This is a genomic window from Paraburkholderia xenovorans (assembly GCF_046030735.1).
Lineage (GTDB): Bacteria > Pseudomonadota > Gammaproteobacteria > Burkholderiales > Burkholderiaceae > Paraburkholderia > Paraburkholderia xenovorans_A.
Genome location: NZ_JAQQBV010000013.1, coordinates 94,287 through 117,754 on the forward strand (window position 1 = coordinate 94,287; position 23,468 = coordinate 117,754).

The 23,468-nt window shown below is 63.0% G+C and carries 17 protein-coding genes and 2 tRNA genes; 12 read left to right on the forward strand and 7 right to left on the reverse strand.

Translation table 11 applies throughout. From position 1 onward, the window contains the following. Nucleotides 1-135 precede the first annotated feature (135 nt). Both PQQ51_RS14955 and PQQ51_RS14960 read right to left on the reverse strand, forming a co-directional pair. Nucleotides 136-2,220, reverse strand: a complete 2,085-nt coding sequence (locus tag PQQ51_RS14955) for a 3-hydroxyacyl-CoA dehydrogenase NAD-binding domain-containing protein (RefSeq protein ID WP_408497561.1) — start codon at nucleotides 2,218-2,220, stop codon at nucleotides 136-138. A 131-nt stretch (nucleotides 2,221-2,351) separates the two neighbouring features. Further along, the gene (locus PQQ51_RS14960) at nucleotides 2,352-4,037 is read right to left on the reverse strand and encodes a 3-(methylthio)propionyl-CoA ligase (protein ID WP_408497562.1); all 1,686 of its coding nucleotides are present in this window, start codon (nucleotides 4,035-4,037) and stop codon (nucleotides 2,352-2,354) included. Nucleotides 4,038-4,250: 213 nt separating this feature from the next. Here PQQ51_RS14960 and PQQ51_RS14965 point away from each other — a divergent pair, with 213 nt between their 5' ends. The 7 genes from PQQ51_RS14965 (at nucleotide 4,251) to PQQ51_RS14995 (ending at nucleotide 9,593) form a co-directional block, all read left to right on the forward strand. After that, nucleotides 4,251-5,807: a protein adenylyltransferase SelO gene (locus PQQ51_RS14965; RefSeq protein ID WP_408497563.1), complete on the forward strand. Its 1,557-nt coding sequence runs from the start codon at nucleotides 4,251-4,253 to the stop codon at nucleotides 5,805-5,807. A 67-nt stretch (nucleotides 5,808-5,874) separates the two neighbouring features. Next, the gene (gene msrB / locus PQQ51_RS14970) at nucleotides 5,875-6,297 is read left to right on the forward strand and encodes a peptide-methionine (R)-S-oxide reductase MsrB (protein ID WP_408497564.1); all 423 of its coding nucleotides are present in this window, start codon (nucleotides 5,875-5,877) and stop codon (nucleotides 6,295-6,297) included. A gap of 108 nt (nucleotides 6,298-6,405) precedes the next feature. Then, entirely contained in the window at nucleotides 6,406-6,936 is a 531-nt protein-coding gene (locus PQQ51_RS14975; protein WP_408497565.1) for a septation protein A, read from the forward strand. Nucleotide 6,937: 1 nt separating this feature from the next. Beyond that, complete coding sequence (locus tag PQQ51_RS14980) at nucleotides 6,938-7,252, forward strand: BolA family protein (protein WP_408497566.1); 315 nt, start codon at nucleotides 6,938-6,940, stop codon at nucleotides 7,250-7,252. Nucleotides 7,253-7,263: 11 nt separating this feature from the next. Further along, the gene (locus PQQ51_RS14985; RefSeq protein WP_408497567.1) at nucleotides 7,264-8,043 is read left to right on the forward strand and encodes a peptidylprolyl isomerase; all 780 of its coding nucleotides are present in this window, start codon (nucleotides 7,264-7,266) and stop codon (nucleotides 8,041-8,043) included. 420 nt (nucleotides 8,044-8,463) lie between these two features. Beyond that, the gene (locus PQQ51_RS14990) at nucleotides 8,464-8,748 is read left to right on the forward strand and encodes a hypothetical protein (protein ID WP_408497568.1); all 285 of its coding nucleotides are present in this window, start codon (nucleotides 8,464-8,466) and stop codon (nucleotides 8,746-8,748) included. Then, nucleotides 8,745-9,593, forward strand: a complete 849-nt coding sequence (locus PQQ51_RS14995) for a cytotoxic necrotizing factor Rho-activating domain-containing protein (protein ID WP_408497569.1) — start codon at nucleotides 8,745-8,747, stop codon at nucleotides 9,591-9,593. Before PQQ51_RS14990 ends, PQQ51_RS14995 begins: the two co-directional genes overlap by 4 nt. A gap of 149 nt (nucleotides 9,594-9,742) precedes the next feature. On the opposite strand, the gene purL is transcribed toward PQQ51_RS14995, so the two are convergent. Continuing rightward, nucleotides 9,743-13,837 carry a phosphoribosylformylglycinamidine synthase gene (gene purL, locus PQQ51_RS15000; protein ID WP_408497570.1) on the reverse strand — a complete coding sequence of 1,365 codons (4,095 nt, stop codon included), beginning with the start codon at nucleotides 13,835-13,837 and terminating at the stop codon, nucleotides 9,743-9,745. Between the two features lie 303 nt (nucleotides 13,838-14,140). Here purL and PQQ51_RS15005 point away from each other — a divergent pair, with 303 nt between their 5' ends. The 3 genes from PQQ51_RS15005 to pgi all read left to right on the forward strand — a co-directional run bounded on the left by PQQ51_RS15005 (nucleotide 14,141) and on the right by pgi (nucleotide 19,063). Further along, nucleotides 14,141-15,439 carry an FAD-dependent oxidoreductase gene (locus PQQ51_RS15005; protein WP_408497571.1) on the forward strand — a complete coding sequence of 433 codons (1,299 nt, stop codon included), beginning with the start codon at nucleotides 14,141-14,143 and terminating at the stop codon, nucleotides 15,437-15,439. A 95-nt stretch (nucleotides 15,440-15,534) separates the two neighbouring features. Beyond that, a complete protein-coding gene (locus PQQ51_RS15010) occupies nucleotides 15,535-17,124 on the forward strand; it encodes an NAD(P)H-hydrate dehydratase (RefSeq protein WP_408497572.1) in 1,590 nt (529 codons plus the stop codon). Between the two features lie 316 nt (nucleotides 17,125-17,440). After that, on the forward strand, nucleotides 17,441-19,063 hold the full coding sequence (gene pgi / locus PQQ51_RS15015; RefSeq protein WP_408497573.1) for a glucose-6-phosphate isomerase: 1,623 nt from the start codon (nucleotides 17,441-17,443) through the stop codon (nucleotides 19,061-19,063). Between the two features lie 144 nt (nucleotides 19,064-19,207). Here the strand turns inward: pgi and PQQ51_RS15020 are convergent, their stop codons facing one another. After that, entirely contained in the window at nucleotides 19,208-19,894 is a 687-nt protein-coding gene (locus PQQ51_RS15020; protein ID WP_408497574.1) for an ABC transporter ATP-binding protein, read from the reverse strand. Here PQQ51_RS15020 and PQQ51_RS15025 point away from each other — a divergent pair. Together PQQ51_RS15025 and PQQ51_RS15030 are read left to right on the forward strand one after the other, a co-directional pair. Beyond that, nucleotides 19,893-20,600 carry an arylesterase gene (locus PQQ51_RS15025; protein WP_408497575.1) on the forward strand — a complete coding sequence of 236 codons (708 nt, stop codon included), beginning with the start codon at nucleotides 19,893-19,895 and terminating at the stop codon, nucleotides 20,598-20,600. The genes PQQ51_RS15020 and PQQ51_RS15025 overlap by 2 nt on opposite strands. Before the next feature lie 118 nt (nucleotides 20,601-20,718). Further along, on the forward strand, nucleotides 20,719-21,060 hold the full coding sequence (locus tag PQQ51_RS15030; RefSeq protein ID WP_408497576.1) for a hypothetical protein: 342 nt from the start codon (nucleotides 20,719-20,721) through the stop codon (nucleotides 21,058-21,060). A 158-nt stretch (nucleotides 21,061-21,218) separates the two neighbouring features. On the opposite strand, the gene PQQ51_RS15035 is transcribed toward PQQ51_RS15030, so the two are convergent. From PQQ51_RS15035 to PQQ51_RS15045, 3 genes are all read right to left on the reverse strand, one after another. Beyond that, nucleotides 21,219-23,156 (reverse strand): SurA N-terminal domain-containing protein, encoded by a 1,938-nt coding sequence (locus PQQ51_RS15035; RefSeq protein ID WP_408497577.1) that lies wholly within the window; start codon nucleotides 23,154-23,156, stop codon nucleotides 21,219-21,221. Between the two features lie 86 nt (nucleotides 23,157-23,242). Further along, nucleotides 23,243-23,319 (reverse strand) — tRNA-Asp (locus PQQ51_RS15040). Between the two features lie 47 nt (nucleotides 23,320-23,366). Then, nucleotides 23,367-23,442, reverse strand: a tRNA-Val gene (locus tag PQQ51_RS15045). Nucleotides 23,443-23,468: the final 26 nt, after the last annotated feature.

Below are 23,468 nucleotides of genomic sequence, written 5' to 3' on the forward strand. Positions count from 1 at the left end.
GACCTTGCGCTTTGGCGCGTTAGTCGGGTCCCCTACAAGTTGGTACGTCCAGATGTCGATGGCGATGCGCAGGCTTTCAGCCCGGCCGCATCGTCTTAGTGCGTTCACTCGAACCGCACGTTGGTGATGCAGCGCTTAGCCGTTGAAACCGCGGCCCTGCGCCGCCCGCTCCGCAATGCTCGGCGCGAGTTGCCACGCGTCGCCGTTCGGCCGCGACGCATAGCGGCGAATCGCGCGCTCCACGTTGTAGAGGCCAACCGTGTCCGCGTACAACATCGGGCCGCCGCGATACAGCGGAAAGCCGTAACCGGTCAGATAGACCATGTCGATATCCGACGCCTTCGACGCGATGCCTTCCTCGAGAATCTTCGCGCCTTCGTTGACGAGCGCGAACACCAGACGCTCGACGATTTCGTCGTCGCCGATCTTGCGGCGCTCAGTGCCGGCCTCGTTCGAATACGACGCGATCATCTCGTCGACCACTTTCGACGGATACGCAGTGCGGTCGCCCGCCTTGTAGTCATACCAGCCGCCGCCCGTTTTCTGCCCGAAGCGGCCGGTTTCGCAGAGGCGATCGGCGATCTTCGAGTAGTGCATGTCAGGCTGTTCCTGATAGCGGCGCTTGCGGATCGCCCAGCCGATGTCGTTGCCGGCCAGGTCGCTCATGCGGAACGGGCCCATCGCGAAGCCGAACTTCTCGATGGCGCGGTCGACCTGCGCGGGCAGCGCGCCTTCTTCGAGCATGAAGAGCGCCTGGCGGATGTATTGCTCGATCATCCGGTTGCCGATGAAACCGTCGCACACACCGGAGACCACCGCGGTTTTCCTGATCTTTTTCGCGAGCTTCATCACGGTGGCGAGCACGTCTTTCGCCGTACCTTTGCCGCGCACCACTTCGAGCAGCTTCATCACGTTGGCCGGGCTGAAGAAATGCATGCCGACCACGTCTTGCGGACGCTTCGTGAACGCGGCGATCCTGTCGACGTCGAGCGTGGACGTATTCGACGCGAGAATCGCGCCTTGCTTCGCCACTTCGTCGAGACGCTTGAACACCTGCTCTTTCACGCCGAGTTCTTCGAACACGGCTTCGACGATCAGGTCGGCGCTTTTCAGGTCGTCGTAGGAAAGCGTCGGCGTGAGCAGCGCCATCCGCTGTTCCAGCGCTTCGAGCTTCAGCTTGCCTTTCTTGACGGTTGCTTCGTAATTCTTGCGAATTGTCGCAAGGCCACGGTCGAGCGCTTCCTGTTTCGTTTCCAGCAGCGTGACCGGAATGCCCGCATTGATGAAGTTCATCGCGATGCCGCCGCCCATCGTGCCGGCGCCGATCACGGCAACCTGTTTGATGTCGCGCACCGGGGTATCGGAGGGCACGTCGGGAATCTTGCTCGCTGCGCGTTCGCCGAAGAACGCATGACGCAGCGCATGGCTTTCCGGCGTCTGCACGAGCGCGACGAAGCATTCGCGTTCGAACGCGAGGCCCTTGTCGAAGCCGTTCTGAACACCGGCCTCCACCGCGTCGATACATTTCTGCGGCGCCGGGAAATTCCTGGCGACGGCCGCGACGCTATTGCGCGCGAACTGGATGAAGCCGGCTGCGTTCGGATGCTCGATCTTGCGCTCGCGCACCTTCGGATGCGGGCCTTTCTTCGCACCGGCCTTGCGAGCGAACGCGAGTGCCGCGGCGAGCAGGTCGCCCTCCACGACTTCGTCGAACAGGCCCGAGCCGGCGAGTTTCTCCGACAGCACCGGCGTGCCCGAAACAATCATGTTGAGCGCCGCTTCGAGTCCGATTGCACGCGGCAGACGCTGCGTGCCGCCCGCGCCCGGCAGGATGCCGAGCTTCACTTCCGGCAGCGCGATCTGCGCGCCCGGCGCCGCGATCCGGTAATGCGCGCCGAGCGCCAGTTCCAGGCCGCCACCCATCGCCACGCTGTGAATCGCCGCGATCACCGGCTTCGCACTTCCCTCGACCACGTTGATGACCGTGGCGAGTGTCGGCTCCTGCGTGGCTTTCGGCGTGTTGAATTCGGTGATGTCGGCGCCGCCCGAAAAGGCCTTGCCCGCGCCCGTGAGCACGATCGCGTTGACCGAGGGATCGTTCTGCGCGCGCTCAATGCCTTCGACGATGCCCGCTCGCGTCGAAAGGCCGAGGCCGTTTACGGGGGGATTGTTCAGCGTGATGACGGCCACGCCGTCATGTGTCGAGTAGTCCACTGCCATCTGCCTGCCTCCATGCGATGAAGCGGCGCATCACGCGCCGCTCGTCCCGGTTCAGCGAGTCAGAACATTGTCTGACTTTCCCGGGGTCAGCAGGCAGAATACACAAAAAAGCACGCTCGTTCAATTTATCGTCAGGCGGGGTTTCCCCTGGCAAGCGGCGTGAGCGGACAATCCTTTTCGTCCTCGAGCGCGGACGGCAGTACGTGGTCGCGGAACACATCGCGCAGTTTGAGTTTTTGCAGCTTGCCGGTGGCCGTGTGCGGCAATTCGTCGACGAACGCGACGTCGTCGGGAATCCACCATTTGGCGACCTTGCCGTCGTAGAACGCGAGCAGTTCCTCGCGCGTCACGTCGAAACCCGGGCGTTTGACGATCACCAGCAGCGGCCGCTCGGTCCACTTCGGATGCGCGCACGCAATGCATGCCGCTTCGGCCACGGCCGGATGTGCGATCGCAACGTTCTCGATGTCGATCGAGCTGATCCATTCGCCGCCCGATTTGATCACGTCTTTCGAGCGGTCCGTGATGTGCAGGAAGCTGTCGCGATCGATCGTGGCGACGTCGCCAGTCGGGAACCAGCCGTCCACCAGCGGCGAATCGTCCTTGCGGAAATACCGGTCGATCACCCACGGTCCACGCACGTGCAGATCGCCGAACGCGACACCGTCCCACGGCAATTCGCGCCCGTCTTCGCCGACAATTTTCATATCCACGCCATAGAGCACGTGCCCCTGCTTTTCGAGCAGCTTGCGTTGCTCGTCGAGCGGACGCTGGCTCTGTTCCCACGTGAGCTTCGACAGCGTGCCGAGCGGCGACATCTCGGTCATGCCCCATGCATGGATCACCTGCACGCCGTAGTCGTCCTCGAACGCGCGCAGCATCGCCGGCGGACACGCCGAGCCGCCGATCACCGTGCGATCGAGCGACGAGAAACGCACACCGGCCTCGCGCAGATAGTTGAGCAGACCGAGCCACACGGTCGGCACGCCGGCCGAATACGTGACCCGTTCGTTTTCCATCAATTCATACAGCGACTTGCCGTCGAGATCCTTACCCGGAAACACCAGCTTCGCGCCGGTCAACGGCGCGGCGTGCGGAATGCCCCATGCATTCACATGGAACATCGGCACGACCGGCAGCACCGCGTCGCGCGCGGACAGGCTCATCGCATCCGGCAGCGACGCGCCGAACGCATGCAACACCGTCGAGCGATGCGAGTAAAGCGCGCCTTTCGGATTGCCCGTGGTGCCCGACGTGTAGCACAGGTAGGACGCCTGACGTTCATCGATATACGGCCAGTCGTACGCGCCATCCTGCGCTTGCACCAGCGTCTCGTAGCTCAGCACCGGCGTCTGCATGTCCGGCAGATGCGCGGCGTCGGCAAGCGCGATCCAGCCGCGCACTTTCGGACACTGCGGCGCGAGCACGTCGACGAGCGGCGCGAACGTGGTGTCGAACAGCACGTAGGCGTCGTCAGCGTGATTGACGATGTAGGCGATCTGGTCGGGGAACAGGCGCGGGTTGATCGTGTGGCACACCGCGCCGAAGCCGGTCGTGCCGTAATACGCCTCCAGATGACGATAGCCGTTCCAGGCCAATGTCGCGACGCGCTCGCCGGGCTCGACGCCGAGCGCGATCAATGCCTGCGCCAGTTGCTTCGCGCGCTTTTCGCAATCGCGGTAGGTGTAGCGATGCACGTCGCCTTCGATGCGGCGCGACACGATCTCGGTGTCGCCGAAATGCCGCGCGGCATGGGCGAGCAACGATGACACGGTGAGCGGCACGTCCATCATCTGGCCAAAGAGCGGCGTCGTCATATAGCGTGGTCTCCTCGCGTTGTTTGCGGGGTTAGCGGTTGCGGATCCGGGGGGCGCGCGGCGCTTCAGGTCGGCCGCACAGCATGTGTCGCGATGACGCAGACGGCACTCTGGCGATAGACGCCCGGCGTACGGGCAGCGTCGCACCAGAGTCCCTGCCAGCATCTCCGCGGGCGCGGACTTACAATATCGGTTAATCCAGAGGCGCTCAATATGTCGTTTTCCCCAAGCATTGCAGGGTTATCCGGGCCTTTGTCGGCTCTTTCCGACGCACTCGTCACTTCGTCTGACACCGCATTCGCGCGACTCGGCAGCACGTTTCTGACACGTCTTCCCGCCACGCCGCTCAGCGCGCCGTACGTGGTCGGCTTCTCGGCGGACACCGCCGCGTTGCTCGGCCTGGAGCCGGGCATCGGGAACGATCCGGGCTTCGCCGAACTTTTCTCGGGCAATGCGACGCGCGAATGGCCTGCCGCCGCGATGCCTTACGCATCCGTGTATTCGGGGCATCAGTTCGGCGTGTGGGCCGGCCAGCTCGGCGACGGCCGCGCGCTCGGTCTCGGCGAAATCGCACACGACGGCCGGCGCTTCGAGCTGCAACTGAAGGGCGCGGGCCGCACGCCCTACTCGCGGATGGGCGACGGCCGCGCGGTGCTGCGCTCGTCGATCCGCGAGTATCTATGTTCCGAAGCGATGCACCATCTCGGCATTCCGACCACTCGCGCACTGTGCGTGATCGGCTCCGATCAGCCGGTGCGGCGCGAGGAAGTCGAAACGGCCGCGGTCGTCACGCGCGTCGCACCGAGCTTCGTGCGCTTCGGCCACTTCGAACATTTCTATTCGAACGACCGCGTCGACGCGTTGCGCTCGCTCGCCGATCACGTGATTGACCGCTTCTATCCGCATTGCCGCAACGCCGACGATCCGTATCTCGCGCTGCTCGACGAAGCGGTGCGTTCGAGCGCCGACCTGATGGTCGAATGGCAGGCGGTCGGCTTTTGCCACGGCGTGATGAATACCGACAACATGTCGATCCTCGGTCTTACGATCGACTACGGCCCGTTCGGTTTCATGGACGGCTTCGACGCCGGCTACATCTGCAATCACTCCGATTCGCAGGGTCGCTACGCGTACAAGATGCAGCCGCAGATCGCGTACTGGAATCTGTTTTGCCTCGCGCAAGGGCTGCTTCCGCTGATCGGCGAAAAGCATGAGGAAAGCGTGCGCGGCGATAAATCGATCGAAGACGCGCAGCGCGTGCTCGCCGGTTTCAAGGACCGTTTCGCGCCGGCGCTGGAGCGGCGCATGCGCGCCAAACTCGGCCTCGAAACGGAACGCTCGGGCGACGATACGTTGGTCAACCGCCTGTTCGAAGTGATGCACGCGAACCGCGCGGATTTCACGCTGACATTCCGCAATCTGGCGCGGATTTCGAAGCACGACGCGAGCGGCGACGCGCCCACGCGCGATCTGTTTCTCGACCGCGCCGCATTCGACGCATGGGTGAACGACTACCGCGCGCGGCTGTCGGAAGAAACACGCGACGACGCCGCGCGCGCCATTGCAATGAACCGGGTGAACCCCAAATTCGTACTTCGCAATCATCTGGCGGAAACGGCGATCCGCCGCGCGAAAGAGAAGGACTTTTCCGAAGTGGAGCGGCTCGCCGCCGTGCTGCGCCGTCCATTCGAGGAGCAGCCGGAGAACGAGGCCTATGCGGGATTGCCGCCGGACTGGGCGAGCTCGCTGGAAGTCAGTTGCTCTTCGTGACTTTCGCGACCCTTCGTGACATTAACTAACGCGTCCCCCAGACAATCTCGAGACAGGAATCCCCATCATGAACCAACCCGACGACCTCAACACCGGCGCCCCCGCCGTCCAGAAAGACGACGCCGAGTGGCGCACGCAGCTTTCCGACATCGAATACCAGGTCACGCGCCACGCGGCCACCGAACGCCCCTTCACCGGCCGCTATCACGACCACTGGGACCGCGGCATCTATGACTGCGTGTGCTGCGGCACGCCGCTGTTCGAATCGGACACGAAATTCGATGCCGGTTGCGGCTGGCCGAGCTACTTCAAGCCGATCAACGGCGAAGTGATCGCCGAGAAAACCGACCGTACGCACGGCATGCTGCGCATCGAGGTGCAATGCAAGAACTGCGGCGCGCATCTCGGCCACGTATTCGAAGACGGACCGGCGCCCACCGGTCTGCGCTACTGCATCAATTCGGCTGCGTTACAATTCGAGCCCAAGTAACGCGACGCCGAGTCCGGCGGCCCACCCGCCGCCGCGACCGACTCTCCGGCACGCACGCCACCGGGCGCCCTCGCGGCGCCCTTCACTTTGCGAATTCCCGACCAGATAATGAAATTCCTGTTCGATCTGTTCCCGATCATCCTGTTTTTCGTCGCCTTCAAGATCTGGGGCATTTTCACGGCGACCGCCGTGGCGATCGTCGCCACGCTGGTGCAGATCGCGTGGGTAGCCTTCCGCCACCGCAAGGTCGACCCGATGCTGTGGGTCAGCCTCGGCGTCGTCACCGTATTCGGCGGCGCGACGCTCGTGCTGCACAACGACACCTTCATCAAATGGAAGCCGACCGTGCTGTACTGGGCGTTTTCCGTCGCGCTGATCGTCTCGCAACTGGCGTTCAACAAGAACCTGATCGAAGCGATGATGGGCAAGCAGATCACGCTGCCGCACGCGATCTGGGGCAAGCTGAATGTGATCTGGGCAATCTTCTTCGTGCTGCTCGGACTCGTGAATCTGTTCGTCGCTTACAACTACACGACCGACCAGTGGGTCAACTTCAAGCTGTTCGGCGCAACCGGTTGCCTCGTGGTGTTCATCGTCGGGCAGAGTTTGTGGCTCTCGAAGTACATGAAGGAAGAATGACATGACGAGCGACGTATTCATGCACGCCACCACCGCGGAGCGCGCCGCGCTGATCGAGGCGCGCCTCGTCGCGGCGCTCGCGCCGGTCGAATCGATCCGGATCACCGACGACAGCGCGCAGCACGCGGGCCACGCCGGCGCATCCGCCGGCGGTCATTTCAGTGTCACGATCGTGGCCGCCGCATTCGCCGGCAAGGCCCGCGTGGCGCGGCATCGCATGGTGTATGATGCGCTGGCCGACGCCATGCAGCGCGGCATTCATGCCCTTGCCATCACGGCGTACACGCCCGAAGAATTCGCTTTGTTGCCCCGCTAGGAAACCTTTCGATGACCTTGAAGAAAACCCGCCTTTGGGTATTGCTGGCTGCGTTCGCGGCCGCTCCTGCATTCGCACAGAACATCGCCGTCGTGAACGGCACACCGATTCCGAAAGCGCGCGCCGATGCGCTGGTCGATCAACTGGTTCATCAAGGCCAGCAAAACACGCCGCAACTGCAAATGGCCGTGCGCGAAGAACTCGTGAACCGCGAAATCCTGATGCAGGAAGCACTGCGCCGCGGTCTGCCGAATCGGCCGGACATCAAGGCGCAAATCGCCGTCGCCCAGCAAACCGTCGTGTTGCGCGCGCTGATCGAAGACTTCGTGAAGAACAACGCACCGACCGACGCCGAAGTCACCGCGCGCTACAACGCGCTCGTCAAGGACGCGGGCGGCAAGGAATATCACCTGCACCACATCCTGGTGGACAACGAACAGCAGGCGAAGGATCTGATCGCGAAGATCAAGGCCGGCGCAAGCTTCGAAGATCTCGCCAAGCAGTTCTCGAAGGACCCGGGATCGGGCAAGAACGGCGGCGATCTCGACTGGTCGGATCCGAAGGCCTACGTGCCTGAATTTGCGGAAGCGGCCACGCATCTGCAGAAAGGCCAGATGACCGACACGCCGGTGCATACGCAATTCGGCTGGCACATCATCCGCGTGGACGACGTGCGCAACATCACGCCGCCGCCGCTCGAGCAGGTACGTCCGCAGATCGTGCAGCAGATCCAGCAGGAAAAGCTGCAGGCGTTTGAGGAAGGTCTGCGTAAGAACGCGAAGATTCAGTAAGCCGCTAGCCGCATTGATCGCCCCCTCTGGCCGCCCCTTCAGGACGGTCAGAGGGGGCGTTTCTTTTTTGGCCGGATGTCGGCCTGGCCCTTTCAGGCGGGCCCCCTACCGCCGAAATGTCGAAGCCGTTTAAATACCAGCCCCGCGGTTTCAAGCCACTGATTTTGTCCGATTATTTTAAATAACGAAATAATATAATATAAAAAATCGGCACATTTAATTTATCGAATAAAACCCAACTAATTTATTTGACAAAAACAAGGTATCTCAATAGATTCAACTCATCTACGGCCGCCGCTAATTTTAAAAAACAAAACAATACTGCGGCGATATGCCCGGAATAACCTCATTCTTTTTAAAAATACAATTTACGCGCTTGAGGCGACACAGACAGTCTCCAATAAATATTCGGAGAATTTTATGTTCGAGTCAAAAATCTATGACACGAAGAAAACCGGTGAATCGGATACTCGCCAGACGGATCGTCGCGCACGATTTACCTCGAGCGCTGACGAGGTGGAACCGGAGTCGACCGAAGCAATAAAACGACGCGAGGCGGTCGCTACGTTTGCAGCCATGTGTCGACGGTCCAGACAGTGGCGCTTCGAAAATGCCGACTTGATGATACCGGTTGTCACGCGTCTGCCTGGCTGGAGGCAAAGCCGGGTGGTATTGCAAATCCTGGAGGAAGGACGCTTCGTTTGAAATCGCGAACAGCGATTGCCCAGATTATTTCAGCGGACGATCAACCCCTCTCACTAAATGGTCTCTTGTATAGAACTTCATCCGGTGCGATTCCTGTCAATTTTGAAGTAACCACAACCAGCTCACAAAATCCGGAAGAGTTTTCCCTTGATAATCCTAAGTTCCTCGAATTTATCGATACATGGAACGGCCGCAAGACGACATCGCAAAAAAATAACATGTGGTTGGGAAGCTGGGGAAGCGAGCATTTCCTTAACGACGACTTTTCAATCATCGAAATCAGAGGTGAAAAATCTGCGGTTTCTGCGATTCGAATTGATCTACGTGAGGTAATGGAAGGGCGTCCAGTGATTATTTCTGGCGGTGAACTTCAGGGGTCCACTATCGTATTCGCGCTATCCGGAGAAGGTCCGAAATCATATCTTTACGCTTTCCACGCTGGGTACGACGCGAGCAACCCGAATTGGCAGCCCAGTCAACAAGGCGTTGCCGGCATCTACCAAGCTCATCTCTCGATGGGCGGCGAGCCGATAGAGGACATACAAATTTCTGACACGGGCATTCTCGTCGATGAGAAGGGCGTTGTGCCCGGTAACCGTGCTTTAGGCAAGATGCTCGGAAAATACAGACAGGGGTTCGTTGCCTATTCTGGAGGACTACGCGGTAGCTCCCCAGCGGATATAGCAACGAACGCGGCTGTTGAATGGGTCGATTACTCAGCTAATTTAGCGCAGGGAAGAGGGCAAGCTTATGCGCTGGCCGTGCAACTAGACGGTGAGGGGCATATAAAGTTGAGCGCCAAGGCCGCTCCACCGCCCCAATCAGCAGGTCGGGCGCCAAAATAACAGGACATAAATCGTAAGCTAGTAATAATGGATAGCTTCGTCACGGGACGCCGCTGTGGAAGCGTTGTGCGTCACACACCTGCCAGCACCCCAGGAACGGGGGTGCCGTCTTGAATCCGGCGGTGTTGCGCCCCGTCACATGCTGCCACTCACCCCAACCAGCGCCGCGCATTCTGAAACACCCGCAGCCACGGGCTCGCGTCCGACGCACCCTCGCCCCACCCTGCCGGATGCCAGCTCATCTGCACCGCGCGATGCACGCGTTCGGTGTGCGGCATCAGCACGGTAAACCGGCCATCCGCGGTAGTGACCGACGTAATGCCGTTCGGCGACCCGTTCGGGTTGAACGGATACTGCTCGGTCGCCTGGCCACGGTGATCGACGAAACGCATCGCCACCGCCACCTTCGACGCATCGCCTTGCTGCGAGAAGTCCGCATAACCTTCGCCGTGCGCGATGGCGACCGGAATGCGCGAACCTTCCATGCCGGCGAAAAAGATCGACGGCGACGCCTCGACTTCGACCAGCGAGAAGCGCGCTTCGAACTTCTCCGACTTGTTGCGCGTGAACTTCGGCCAGGCTTCGGCGCCCGGGATCATCGAGGCCAGACTGCTCATCATCTGGCAGCCGTTGCAGATGCCGAGCGCGAACGTATCGTCGCGACCGAAGAACGCGGCGAACATGTCGGCCAATTGCGCATTGAAGCGGATCGCCTTCGCCCAGCCCTCGCCCGCACCGAGCGTGTCGCCGTACGAGAAGCCGCCACATGCCACCGCGCCCGCGAAATCCGCGAGATTCGCGCGGCCGGCCAGCAGGTCGCTCATGTGCACATCGTGCGCGTCGAAGCCGGCGCGGTCGAATGCATACGCGGTTTCCAGATGCGAGTTCACGCCCTGCTCACGCAGGATCGCAACCCGCGGACGCGCGCTCTTGCCAATAAACGGCGCGGCCACGTCTTCAGCAGGATCGAAGGTCAACACCGGCGAGATGCCCGGATCGGCCGCGTCGGACAACGCGTCGTACTCGGCATCGGCGCAGGCCGGATTGTCGCGCAGACGCGAAATGCGCCAGCTCACTTCGCTCCACGTACGATGCAATTCGGTACGCGGCGCTTCGTAGATCTTCTTCGCGTCGCGATAGATTTCGATCGTGTCGCGGTCGTTGATCTTGCCGATCACGTGCGAGCAAGTGGACAGACCCTGTTCGCGCAGCGCGCCCAGCACCGCGTCGCGGTCTGCCGCGCGGACCTGAATGACCGCACCGAGTTCTTCGTTGAAGAGCGCGCGGATCGTGCGGTCTTCGCGACGACCGCTGGTCTGTTTCGCCCAGTCTTTCGCGTCGCCGTAATCGGATTCGTGATGCGGATCGAGCACCAGCATGTCGACGTTCAGCGACACCCCGACGTGACCCGCAAACGCCATTTCGCACACCGTCGCCCACAAGCCGCCGTCGGAACGGTCGTGGTACGCGAGCAGCTTGCCGTCGCTATTGAGCGACTGGATCGCCGCGAAGAAACGCTTCAGATCTTCTGCGTCGTCGACGTCCGGCACCGTGTCGCCGACCTGCTGCGTGACTTGCGCCAGAATGCTGCCGCCCAGACGATGCTTGCCGCGGCCGAGGTCGATCGCGATCAACACGGTGTCGCCCACGCCTTGCGCGCCGCTCGCGCGGCGCAGTTGCGGCGTGAGATGGCGGCGCACGTCTTCGACCGGCGCGAACGCCGAGATGATCAGCGAGACCGGCGCGACCACTTCCTTCGCGACACCCTGGTCTGCCCACTTGGTGCGCATCGACAGCGAATCCTTGCCGACCGGAATGCTGATCCCGAGCGCCGGGCACAGTTCCATGCCGATCGCCCTGACCGTGTCGTACAGCGCGGCGTCTTCGCCCGGCGCGCCGCACGCGGCCATCCAGTTCGCCGACAGCTTCAGCTTATCCAGCGACGCAATCGGCGCCGCCGCGATGTTGGTCACCGCCTCGCCGACCGCCATGCGGCCCGACGCCGGCGCGTCGATCACGGCGAGCGGCGTGCGCTCGGCCATCGTCATCGCTTCGCCGCGGAAACCGGCGTAATCCATTGTCGTGATCGCGACGTCCGCGACCGGCACCTGCCACGGGCCGACCATCTGGTCGCGTGCGGTGGTGCCGCCGACCGAACGGTCGCCGATCGTAATCAGGAACGACTTGCTCGCGACTGTCGGATGACGCAGCACGCTCACCGCCACGTCCGACAGCGCGATGCCGGTGACATCGACCGGCTCCAGCTTGCGTTCGACGCGCTTCACGTCGCGATGCATGCGCGGCGCCTTGCCGAGCAGCACTTCCATCGGCATGTCGACGGGTTCGTGCGCGGCATTCTCGCCCGACTCCGAATCGATCACCTTCAACTGACGCTCAGCCGTTGCGGTGCCGACCACCGCGAACGGGCAACGCTCGCGCTCGCACATCGCCTGGAACGCAGGCAGATCGGCCGGCGCGATCGCCAGAACGTAACGCTCCTGCGCCTCGTTCGACCAGATTTCGCGCGGCGACAAACCGCTCTCTTCCAGCTGGATCTTGCGCAGATCGAAGATCGCGCCCTTGCCTGCGCCGTCGACCACTTCCGGGAACGCGTTCGACAAGCCGCCCGCGCCGACATCATGAATGCTCAGAATCGGGTTCTGCTCGCCGAGTTGCCAGCACGCGTTGATCACTTCCTGCGCGCGCCGCTCGATTTCCGGATTGCCGCGCTGCACCGAATCGAAGTCGAGCTCGGCGGTGTTCGTGCCGGTCGCCATCGAACTCGCCGCGCCGCCGCCCATACCGATCCGCATGCCCGGGCCGCCGATCTGGATCAGCAGCGAGCCTTCCGGCAGATCGCGCTTGTGCGTGTGCTGATCGGAGATATTGCCGATGCCGCCCGCGATCATGATCGGCTTGTGATAGCCGCGCACGAGGCCCGCAACGTTCTGTTCGTAAGCGCGGAAATAGCCGCCGAGATTCGGCCGGCCGAATTCATTGTTGAACGCGGCGCCGCCGAGCGGGCCGTCGATCATGATTTGCAGCGGCGACGCGATGCGGTCCGGACGGCCATATGCTTCGTGCTGGTCGTTCGGATTGCGGTGCGCGAGCGGTTGCGCGACATCGCGCGCGTTTTCCCATGCTTCGACGCCGTCCGGCAACTCCAGATTCGACACCGTGAAGCCCGCAAGACCCGCCTTCGGACGCGCGCCGCGGCCGGTTGCGCCTTCGTCGCGGATTTCACCGCCCGCGCCGGTCGACGCGCCCGGGAACGGCGAGATCGCGGTCGGGTGGTTATGCGTTTCCACTTTCATCAACGTGTGCGTGAGCTCGACGTTGCGACGATAGTGTTCGGGCAATTCATTCGCGCCGAGATCGGCCGGCGTGCGCGGGAACCAGCGCTCTGCCGTGCCGCCCGCCATGATCGCGGAGTTGTCCGAATACGCGACGATCGTGCCCTGCGGATTCAGCTTTTCGGTATTGCGGATCATGTTGAACAGCGAGATGTCCTGCTTCTCGCCGTCGATCGTCCATTCCGCGTTGAAGATCTTGTGACGGCAGTGTTCGCTGTTGGCCTGCGCGAACATCATCAGTTCGACGTCGGTCGGATTGCGGCCGAGTTGGGTGAACGCGTCGACCAGGTATTCGATTTCGTCGTCGGCGAGCGCGAGGCCCAACTCGCTATTCGCGGCTTCCAGCGCGCCACGGCCGTTGCTCAATACGTCGACCGTTTGCAGCGGCCTGGCCGGCAGTTCGTCGAACAGATGCAATGCATGGTCGCGCGATGGCGACACGCTTTCGGTCATGCGGTCGTGCAGCGCCGCGGCAACCGCCGCGCGGGCTTCGTCGGAGAGCGCCTTCTTGCCGCCCAGCAGACCGCTTTTCAGCGTGACCGTGTACTCGACGCCGCGCTCGATCCGGCGCACCTGCGTGAGGCCGCACAGATGCGCGATGTCGGTAGCCTTGCTGGCCCATGGCGACACCGTGCCGAAGCGCGGCACCACGAGAAAGGTTTCGGCCGTGCCGCGCTCTCTGGTTTCGTCGAGCGGATCGCCGTAATGCATCAATGCTTCGATTTTGGCGTTGTCTTCAGCGGACAGCGGAGTGTGCGCATTGACGAAGTGCAGATACTGTCCGCGCACGCCGGTAATGTTGGCGTCGATGCGCGTAAGCGTGTCGAGCAGACGGGTTTGACGGAAATCGGAAAGGGCCGAAGCGCCGGGGAAACACGAGAAGTGGGCCATGGACTTGACGTTGCGTCTATGAGTCGCGCATGCAGGCGACGTGAGGCGGAAGGGAAGTCCGAGATTATAACCCGGGAACGCGCCCCCAGCGGGCGTCGCGCTGCGGTTTCGGCGCGCCGCGGCGCGTGCCGGCGAGCTTTGCGCCGTGCCGCTCGCGTGGCGGCGCGGCGGCTTTCGCTGCTATCATTCGGCCTTTCACCAGATCGGCGCGAACGGACCGGGCCACACCGGCCGCCGCGCCGCATGCCACGCCTGACGGGGAACGCGCAATCTCAGCGGCCCGCCGGCAAATCGAATCAGAACATGGATGTCATCGTCATTGGCGGCGGGATAGTCGGCGTCGCCACCGCTTATCAACTGCGCGCGGCCGGTCATCGGGTATGCGTCGTCGAACGTCACGCGACTGTCGCGCAGGGCGCGACCTATGGACAGGGCGGCACCGTGCTGCCGACTCCGCTCGACGTCTGGTTCGGTCCGACCTTCATGGCGAGCCGCCACACCGCGAAAAACGGCGTGATCAGCAAGACCGGCTTCAATGGGCCTGCGCGCCAGTTCGTCAAGCAGCTCGCCGCCTTGCAGGACCCTGAAGCTTTCGGCCGGCAATACGCGCGGCTGCGACCGCTGATCGAACTGTCGCGCGAGACGATGGCCGACATGGAGGCGCGCTTCGGGCTCGAATACGAGCAGGCGAACGGCCTGCTCTACCTGGTGCGCTCCGCGCAGGAATGGGAACAGACACAGCCGGCGCTCGGGCTGCTGCGCCAGTACGAAGTGCCGCACCACGTGCTGAGCCCGGCCGAATGCGCGGCCTTCGAGCATTCCGTGCCGACCGATCCGGCCTTCGCCGGCGGCGTGCTGTTCGACCACGAGCGCACGGCCAATTGCCCGCTGTTCGCGAAGCTGGTCAAGCAGACGCTCGACACCGAGGGCAGCGTGCAATTCATGTTCGGCTGCGAAGTGTCGGCGATCCGCCTCGAAGGCCAGCGCGCCGCGGTGGAACTGGCGCCGCGCCCGGGCGCCGCCCCCCGTTCGCGCGAAGTCGACGTGATCCATGCCGACGCGGTCGTGGTCGCCGGCGGCTACGGCAGCCTCGCGCTGCTCGAGCGACTCGGGTTGCGTCTGCCGCTGCATCCGCTGCGCGTGCACAACCTGGTCGCGCCGATCGCGCATGAGGAATGCGCACCGCATGTGGCGATCGTCGACTCGGTCAAACGGATTGCGATCAGCCGGATGAACCATCGGCTGCGTATTGCGGGCGGTGCGGTGTTGCAGAGCGCCGCCCAGATCGACAAGCCGCTCGGCGAGGCTTTGACCAAAGAAGCGCTCGCGCTGCTCGGCCAGGCCACGCACGACTGGATTCCGGGCGCGGCCCGAATCTCGGCAGCCTTGCCTTGGGAAGGCGTAAAGCTGCTGTCGCCGGACGGTTTGCCGGTGATCGGCAACGTGCTGCATCCACGGCTCTTCGTGAACGTCGGGCTCGGACCGGCCGGCTGGGGCCTCGCGTGCGGCTCGGGCAAGCTGATCGCCGACCTGATCACGGGCGGCACGCCTGACGTCCCCGCCGATACCCTCGCCGCGCTGCGCGCCGACCGGTTCCAGTAATCGCCGACGGTGCGCCGCGCGCGCACCGGCCTCATCGGCACTACCATAGTGGCTCCTCAAGCTTCTTCACCGTACCCAGGTGATTTCAGGCCGCTATGACTGCGTCTTCCGATTCCGCTCTCCCCACGCTCATCAACCCGCGCAACCGGGCCATCCCGCTGCTGACGCTCACCGATCTGCGGATTCTGGAAGCGCAAGGCGCGGCCGCATTGCCCGCGCATACGCTGATGTCGCGCGCAGGACAGGCCGCCGCCAGTTTCCTGCTGGAGCAGATCACGCGTGACCCGTCGATCGGGAAAGCGAAGCAGAAAGTGTGGCTGATCGCGGGCCCGGGCAATAACGGCGGCGACGCCTTGGTGCTCGCGACGCAACTGCATCAGGCTGGCATTCGGGTCGAGCTGTGCATGCCCGTCGAGGTCAAGCCCGACGACGCCCGCTGCGCACTGGAAATGGCGCGCGCCGCAGGTGTCGCCATCGCGACGACGCCGCCCGCCTCGCTCGACGACTACACATGGCTGGTGGACGGCATGTTCGGCATCGGTCTGACGCGGCCGCTGGAAGGCGTCTTTGCGACGGTCGCCCGGCAGCTCTCGCAACGGGCGAACGCGCGGCCGGGAAAGGGCGGCGTCCTCGCGCTGGATATTCCGAGCGGACTCGATAGCGACACCGGCAGCGTGGTCGGAGAAAAAAACGGCGACGCGGTCAAAGCCACTCATACGATCACCTTCATCGGCGCCAAACCCGGTCTGTTCACCGCGCAAGGCCGCGATCTCGCCGGCGCGGTGACGCTCGCGCCGCTCGACATCGACAGCCGTGCGCGCACGGCGGTGCTGTTGAACGCGCCGGAACTGTTCGCGTCCTTCCTGCCGCCGCGCGATTTCGCGACCAACAAGGGCAGCTTCGGCAGCATTGCGGTGGTCGGCGGCGACACCGGCATGTGCGGCGCGCCGATACTCGCCTCCCGCGCGGCGCTCTACACGGGCGCGGGCAAGGTGCATGTCGCGCTGCTGGGCGAAGGCGCCCCGCCCTACGACCCGCCGCATCCCGAACTGATGCTGCACGCAATCGACGACCTGCCGCTCGATACGATGGACGCATTGGCCGTCGGCTGCGGGATGGGCCATCGCGAGCGAGCCACACAGGTGATCCACGACGTGCTGGCGCTCGACGTGCCCAAGCTGTTCGACGCCGACGCGCTGAATCTGATCGCGAAGGACCCGTCGCTCGCCGCGGAAGTCACCGCGCGCGGCGTGCAGGGCGATCCGTGCGTGCTGACGCCGCATCCGCTCGAAGCCGCCCGCCTGCTCGGCACCGACGCACCCGGCGTACAGCGCGACCGCCTCGCCGCGGCGCGTGCGCTGGCCGCACGCTTTGCCGCCGTGATCGTGCTGAAAGGCACCGGCACGATCGTCGCCGCGCCGGACGGCCGCCTCGCCGTCAATCCGACCGGCAACGCGGCGCTCGCGACAGGCGGCACCGGCGACGTGCTCGGCGGCATTATCGGCGCATTGCTCGCGCAGCACTTGCCGCCTTACGAAGCAGCGCTCGCGGGCGTCTATCTGCACGGCCTCGCCGCCGACACGCTCACCGCGCAAGGCCACGGCCCGGCCGGTCTGACTGCCGGCGAACTCGCGCCGATGGTGCGCACACTGCTCAACCGCCTGTTCTATCCGGCCGTGGATTGAGACAAATTGACGACGCAGCCCGGTTGCATCCTGATTGCATCCTGGTTGCATCCCACACTTTGCGCACGATGCCCAAACCGCTGCCGCGTCGCGCGCAACGCCGCTATACTGATTGGCCGCGCCGTGTATCGAGTTCGTCGCGGGTTGTCGCGAGCTTCGGCACGCCTCGCCTGGCACGAGGCCGGTTGCCGGCGAAGCTCGCCGCAACCCACGGCGAACCCGGCCACGCGGCATTGCGCTAACAGCATCGTTGCATCATCCTCGGCAGCGCTTCACGCGCGCGCCATCCCTCGTGCCCATTCGTTAGACGGACGCTATGACGCAGAACTCGCTCCCCTCCTGGTCCTCGCTGCAAACGCATTACGAGAAGATTCGCGATGCGCATCTGCGCGACTGGTTCGCCCCCGAGAACGATCCCGCCCCTACCCGTGCTGAGCGCTTCGCGTTCGCGGGCGGCGGTCTCGCGGCCGATTTCTCGAAGAACCGCATCACCGACGAAACCCTGCAACTGCTCGTGCAACTCGCGCGCGAAGCCGGCGTCGAGAAGCGCCGCAACGCGATGTTCGCGGGCGAAGTCGTCAACCCGACCGAAGGCCGCGCCGCGTTGCACACGGCGCTGCGCGCCACCGATCCGAAAGCGCCGTTCTACGCGGAAGTCCAGGCCGAACGCGCCAAAATGGCCGCGTTCGCCGACAAAGTGCGCAGCGGCGAGTGGACCGGCTACACCGGCAAGCGGATCCGCTACGTGGTGAACATCGGCATCGGCGGCTCGGACCTCGGTCCGAAGATGGTCGTGCACGCGCTGCATCACCTCGCCACGCCGGAGATCACCACGCACTTCGTGTCGAACGTCGACGGCGCCGATCTGTACAACGTGATGCAGCAGATCGATCCCGAAGAAACGCTCGCGATCATCGTCTCCAAGACGTTCACCACGCTCGAAACCATGACCAACGCGCGCTCGCTGCGTGACTGGTTCGTCGAGAAAGGCTGCCCGGAAAGCGCGCTCGCGAAACACTTCGTCGGCGTGTCGGCCAATCCGGCCGAGGTGGTCAAGTTCGGCATCGCGAAAGAAAACGTGTTCGAGATGTGGGACTGGGTCGGCGGCCGTTACTCGCTGTGGTCGGCGGTCGGGTTGTCGATCATGATCGCCGTCGGCCCGCACCAGTTCGGCGAACTGCTGGCCGGCGCGAACGAAATGGACCAGCATTTCCGCGACGCCCCGCTCGAAAAAAATCTGCCAGTGCTGCTCGGCATGATCGGCATCTGGTATCGCAACTTCTTCGGCTCGCAAAGCTATCTGGTCGCGCCGTATTCGGAAGCGCTGCACTTCCTGCCGTCGTACCTGCAACAGCTCGAAATGGAGAGCAACGGCAAGTCAGCGCGTCTGGACGGCGTCACGGTCGATTACCCGACCGCCGCGGTAACGTGGGGCGAACCGGGTACGAACGGTCAGCATGCGTTCTTCCAGATGCTGCACCAGGGGCCGACCATCGTACCGATCGACTTCATCGCCGTGCTGACGCCGGAGCATCCGCTCGTCAGCCATCATCCGAAGCTGCTCGCGAACTGCTTTGCGCAAAGCGAAGCGCTGATGCTCGGCCGCACGCTGGAAGAAGCGAAGAAGGTTGCGGGCGCGGACAAGCCCGAACTTGCACCGCACCTGGTGTTTCCGGGCAACCGTCCGACCAGCACGCTGCTCGTCGACGCGCTTACCGCACGTTCGCTCGGCGCATTGATCGCGCTGTACGAGCATAAGGTGCTGGTGCAGGCGTCGGTGTGGAACATCAATCCGTTCGATCAGTGGGGCGTCGAGTTGGGCAAGATCCTCGGCAAGGTGGTCGAGGCCGATCTGACGGCGGCGAGCGTCGATGAAAAGAAACATGATTCGTCGACGTCGGCGTTGATCGCCCGCGCGCGGGCGGCGTTGAAGAAGTGAGTTTGATGCGCTCGCGCTAACGCGTTTGAACAGGCGTTAGCCGAAAATGGAAAGCGGGTCCTTGCGGCCCGCTTTGCTTTTGTGCTTTTTTGCGCTTTGTTTTTTGCGCTTTGTGTTGTGCGTTTTGTTTCGTACGCTTGAACGTTACGCCAACCTGCCCGCCTCGATCGTCACCGTCGTATCGCAACGGCGCGCAAGTTCGATGTCATGCGTGACGAGAATCAACGTAGCGCCGTTCGCGCGATTCATCTGGAACATCAGATCGATCACCGCGTGCCCGGTGGCCGCATCGAGACTGCCCGTCGGTTCGTCCGCGAACAGGATCGCCGGATGCGTGACAAACGCGCGGGCCAGCGCAACGCGTTGCTGCTCGCCGCCGGACAACAGCTTCGGGTAATGCGCGGTGCGTTGGCCGAGCCCCACCTGCTCGAGCAAACCGCGCGCGCGCTCGGCGGCCTCACGGGTGCCGATGCCGCCTTGCAATTCGAGCGGTAAGGTCACGTTCTCGAGTGCCGTCAAATGCGGCATTAGTTGAAACGACTGGAACACGAAACCGACCGAGCCGCTGCGCAATGCCGCACGCTCGTCTTCGTTCAGTTCGCCCAGTTCGCGGCCGAGCAGTCGAACCGAGCCCGAACTCGCGCTGTCCAATCCTGCGAGCAAACCGAGCAGCGTAGACTTGCCCGACCCGGAGGCGCCGACGATCGCCACACTGCTGCCGGCATCGATAGCAAGATCGATGTCGTCGAGTATCGTCAGTTCGCCCGTTGCATCCTTAACCTTCTTGCACAAACCCCGCACTTCAATGACCGGATCAGTTCTGTTTAGCATGGTGAAGCGTAGGTTGAAAGTGCGCGCCGTCACGCCTCGCGCGATGGCGCGGACCACGGCAATAAGCCCGGCCATCCTGGCCGCAAGCCTGTTTTTGCTGCCCTTCGCGGCGCATGCCGCCAATCCGCCCGAAGAGGCCAAGCCGGTGATCGTCGTACTCGGCGACAGCGTCTCCGCCGAATACGGCCTGCCCCGCGACACCGGCTGGGTTGCATTGATGCGCCAGCGTCTCACCGACGAGCGAATCGATTATAGCGTCGCCAATGCAAGCATCAGCGGCGACACCACAAGCGGTGGACGGGCTCGCCTGCCCGCGCTGATGCAGCGCCTGAAGCCGAGCATCGTGATCGTCGAACTCGGCGGCAACGATGCGCTGCGCGGCGTGCCGCTCTCCACCACCGAAGACAACCTGCGTACGATCATCGAGCAGGCTCAACAAGGCCATGCGAAGGTCGTGCTGGTCGGCATGTATGTGCCGCCTAATTACGGCCCGGACTACACCCAAAAGTTCCACGGCATGTACGGCGATCTGTCGAAGCAATTGCGGGTGCCGCTCGTGCCGTTCCTGCTTGCCGGTATCGCCGACAAACCGGAGATGTTTCAGGCCGATCAGATCCACCCCACACAGCAGGCACAGCCAGTGCTACTCAATAACGTGTGGCCAGCCGTCAAGCCACTCCTTCGCACAGCAGGTTCAACGCGCTGAACAGCCCGCTTGAGCCTGTTGCCGGTAATTGGGTGACGCGGATCGGTAAAGAATATCGACACCTTTGTAATCCCGCGTTACCCCAGCTCGATTCCTGAGCGACTTCTGAGGAGATAACGTGAAATACCTACCGTTAATCGCTTTGACTGTGGCAATTGCCGCTTGCGCCGCTCAACCGCCTGCCGGCGTTCAATCCGTTGGCGAAAGCCAGCAAGCGCCGAAGGCCGTCGCCACCTGCATCGCGCAAAAATGGGCCGATGGTTCGCAGCAACAGGTCGTGTCGCAAGACACGCTGGCTAACGATCAGGCCATGGATGTCTACGTGCCGGGTCAGCAACCGCCTAACGGCGCTGCCGCTGTGGTGCGTCCGTCGTATTCCGGTAAGGGCACGTGGGTCGGCTTCCGCGCGAATGGCGGTGCGGGCAGCGATGCCACCGGCGCAATCAGCGGCTGCCTGTAAGGCTTCTGATCCGGATCTGATCAGTAGTTCGCAGTATCCCGTCTGACGAGCGTGTTCATCACGCTTTCAGATGAAAAAGCCCCGCGATTGCGGGGCTTTTTTGCGTGCGGCGCGGTGGGCCTTGGGCCTTGCGCGCCGAAAACTTTCAGGACGTTGGCTTAATCGCCGCTCGCCTGCGCATTGCTGCTGTCGAGCGAGCCGTAGAACTTCACCTTCGAACGGGCACGCAGTGCTTTGACATAAGCTTCCGCCTCGGACTGCGACTCGACCTGCGCGATCTGTTGCTGCGCCGCGGCAAGGCGTTGCGCATCGACCGGCGCACTCGCCGCGACCGAGTTCACGCGATAGATCGCATAGCCGGCGTCGCCGAGATCCACACCCACGTAAGCGGGCAACTTTTGTGCATCCGCCTTGTAGATTGCGCTCAGTGCGGCCGGCGGCACGCCTTGCGCGTCGCTGCGCGAGACCTTCAGCGGCGACGAGAAACCCGCCGTCGACTTCGACTTTTCGAGCTCGGCCAGCTTCGCGATACCGTCCTTGTGCGCGGCCTCGTCCGCTTGCGCGGCGATCACTTTCTGGCGCACGTTGTCCTTGACCGCATCGAGCGCGGGCACGGTCGCAGCCTTGTAGTCCGTCACGCGTGCCGCGATCAACGTGTTGCCGCCCGCGTCGATTGCCTGCGTGTTGTTGCGCGCGGTAACCGCGTCGTTGGCGAACACGGCGGCGAGGAACTTTGCGTTGTTCAACGGACTGTCGGGCGGCAGCTTCGTATTCGGCTGCGGCGTAACCGTGGCCGTTTGTACTTGCAGCTTGTACTTGTCCGCAGCCGGCTGCAGGCTCTTCGCCTTTTCATAGACGATCGACGTGAAGCCTTCCGAGTCGTCCGTGAATGCCTTGCTCGCCTGCTGGACCTTCACGTCTTGCGCGATCTGATCCTTCACTTCGTCGAACGGCCTGGTGACCGTCGGCTTCACGTCCGTCACCTTGACGATGTGGAAACCGAAGTCCGTCTGCACGATGCCGCTGACTTCATCTTTCTTGAGCGCGAAGACTGCGTCGTCAAATGCCTGACCGCCCGCGATCATGCCGCGACCGAAGTAACCAAGATCGCCGCCCTTCGACGCCGAACCCGGATCCTGCGAGTTCTGCTGCGCGATCTGTGCGAACTGATCCGGATGCGCCTTGATCTGCGCAAGCAGATCTTCGGCCTTCTGCTTGGCCTTCGCCTTGTCGGCCGGGCTCGCGTCTTTCGGCGCGGCGATCAGGATGTGGCTCGCGCGCACCTGACCATCCGTGCGGTAATGCGCGATGTTGTCGTCGTAGTACTTTTTCAGATCGGCGTCGCTCGGCTGCACGCTCGCGGCCAGCGTGGCCGGCGACAGCACGAGGTACTGGATCGTAGCCGTAGCAGGCGTGGCGAAGTCGTTGCGATGCGCGTCGTAATAGGCTTGCAACTGCGCGTCGGTCGGCTGGATCTTCGCCGCATAGTCGCGCGGATGGAATGCAATGCCCTGCACTTCACGCTGCTGTTCGGCGAGCTCGGTCAAATGTTGCGCGAGCGTTTTCGACGTGAACGCGCTGCCCTCGATCGCTGCCGGCAACTGCTGTGTGGCGATGCTGTAGCGTACCCGCTCGTCGTACTGATCGGGCGTCATGCCTTGCATTGCGAGCAATTGCTTGTAACGGTCGACGTCGATCGTGCCGTCGGGATTTTTCAGCGACGAGATCACCGGATCGTTCAGCAGCACGCGGCGCACAGCATCGTCAGATGCGGTCAGATGAAGGCGCTGCGTTTCATCGGTCAGCACGCGTTGTTCGATCAGCCCGTCGAGCATCTGGCTGCGGCGCTCCGGCGTATCGAACGACTTCATGTCGAACTGCGCACCGAGCATCTGACGAGCTCGATCGAGTTGTTGACGCATCGCGTCGTCATACTCTGCGCGGGTGATCTTGTGGCCGTTGACGCTGGCGACGTTTGCACTTTCGTCAAAGAAGCCGCGGAAGCCTTGAATACCCACAAAACCCAACCCCGGCACAATGACGAGGATGAGCATGAACATCATCAGGCGTTTGTGATTACGGAAAAAATCGAGCATGCGTGAGGGGTGCCAAAAACAGAACGCCCGATCTTACAACAGCGGGCAATAAAAAAGGCGAACCGTAGTTCGCCTTTCGAGGATACTGGCGGAGTGGACGGGACTCGAACCCGCGACCCCCGGCGTGACAGGCCGGTATTCTAACCGACTGAACTACCACTCCTTGTACAACAATTGCGCTGCGCTGAAACACTTAACCGAATCTGAAACTGGTGGGTGCTGAGAGGCTCGAACTCCCGACCTACGCCTTGTAAGGGCGCCGCTCTACCAACTGAGCTAAGCACCCGTTTCGTGATTCAGTGTGCTTCTGTG

What these genes read in the sequence shown, in the direction of transcription:
- PQQ51_RS14990 (WP_408497568.1), top strand. Translation starts at nt 8,464, where the DNA reads ATGTTCGAGTCAAAAATCTATGACACGAAGAAAACCGGTGAATCGGAT.
- PQQ51_RS14985 (WP_408497567.1), top strand. Translation starts at nt 7,264, where the DNA reads ATGACCTTGAAGAAAACCCGCCTTTGGGTATTGCTGGCTGCGTTCGCG.
- PQQ51_RS15010 (WP_408497572.1), top strand. Translation starts at nt 15,535, where the DNA reads ATGACTGCGTCTTCCGATTCCGCTCTCCCCACGCTCATCAACCCGCGC.
- msrB (WP_408497564.1), top strand. Translation starts at nt 5,875, where the DNA reads ATGAACCAACCCGACGACCTCAACACCGGCGCCCCCGCCGTCCAGAAA.
- PQQ51_RS15020 (WP_408497574.1), bottom strand. Translation starts at nt 19,894, where the DNA reads ATGCTAAACAGAACTGATCCGGTCATTGAAGTGCGGGGTTTGTGCAAG.
- PQQ51_RS14955 (WP_408497561.1), bottom strand. Translation starts at nt 2,220, where the DNA reads ATGGCAGTGGACTACTCGACACATGACGGCGTGGCCGTCATCACGCTG.
- purL (WP_408497570.1), bottom strand. Translation starts at nt 13,837, where the DNA reads ATGGCCCACTTCTCGTGTTTCCCCGGCGCTTCGGCCCTTTCCGATTTC.
- PQQ51_RS14980 (WP_408497566.1), top strand. Translation starts at nt 6,938, where the DNA reads ATGACGAGCGACGTATTCATGCACGCCACCACCGCGGAGCGCGCCGCG.
- PQQ51_RS15025 (WP_408497575.1), top strand. Translation starts at nt 19,893, where the DNA reads ATGGTGAAGCGTAGGTTGAAAGTGCGCGCCGTCACGCCTCGCGCGATG.
- PQQ51_RS14960 (WP_408497562.1), bottom strand. Translation starts at nt 4,037, where the DNA reads ATGACGACGCCGCTCTTTGGCCAGATGATGGACGTGCCGCTCACCGTG.
- PQQ51_RS15035 (WP_408497577.1), bottom strand. Translation starts at nt 23,156, where the DNA reads ATGCTCGATTTTTTCCGTAATCACAAACGCCTGATGATGTTCATGCTC.
- PQQ51_RS15005 (WP_408497571.1), top strand. Translation starts at nt 14,141, where the DNA reads ATGGATGTCATCGTCATTGGCGGCGGGATAGTCGGCGTCGCCACCGCT.
- PQQ51_RS14975 (WP_408497565.1), top strand. Translation starts at nt 6,406, where the DNA reads ATGAAATTCCTGTTCGATCTGTTCCCGATCATCCTGTTTTTCGTCGCC.
- pgi (WP_408497573.1), top strand. Translation starts at nt 17,441, where the DNA reads ATGACGCAGAACTCGCTCCCCTCCTGGTCCTCGCTGCAAACGCATTAC.
- PQQ51_RS14965 (WP_408497563.1), top strand. Translation starts at nt 4,251, where the DNA reads ATGTCGTTTTCCCCAAGCATTGCAGGGTTATCCGGGCCTTTGTCGGCT.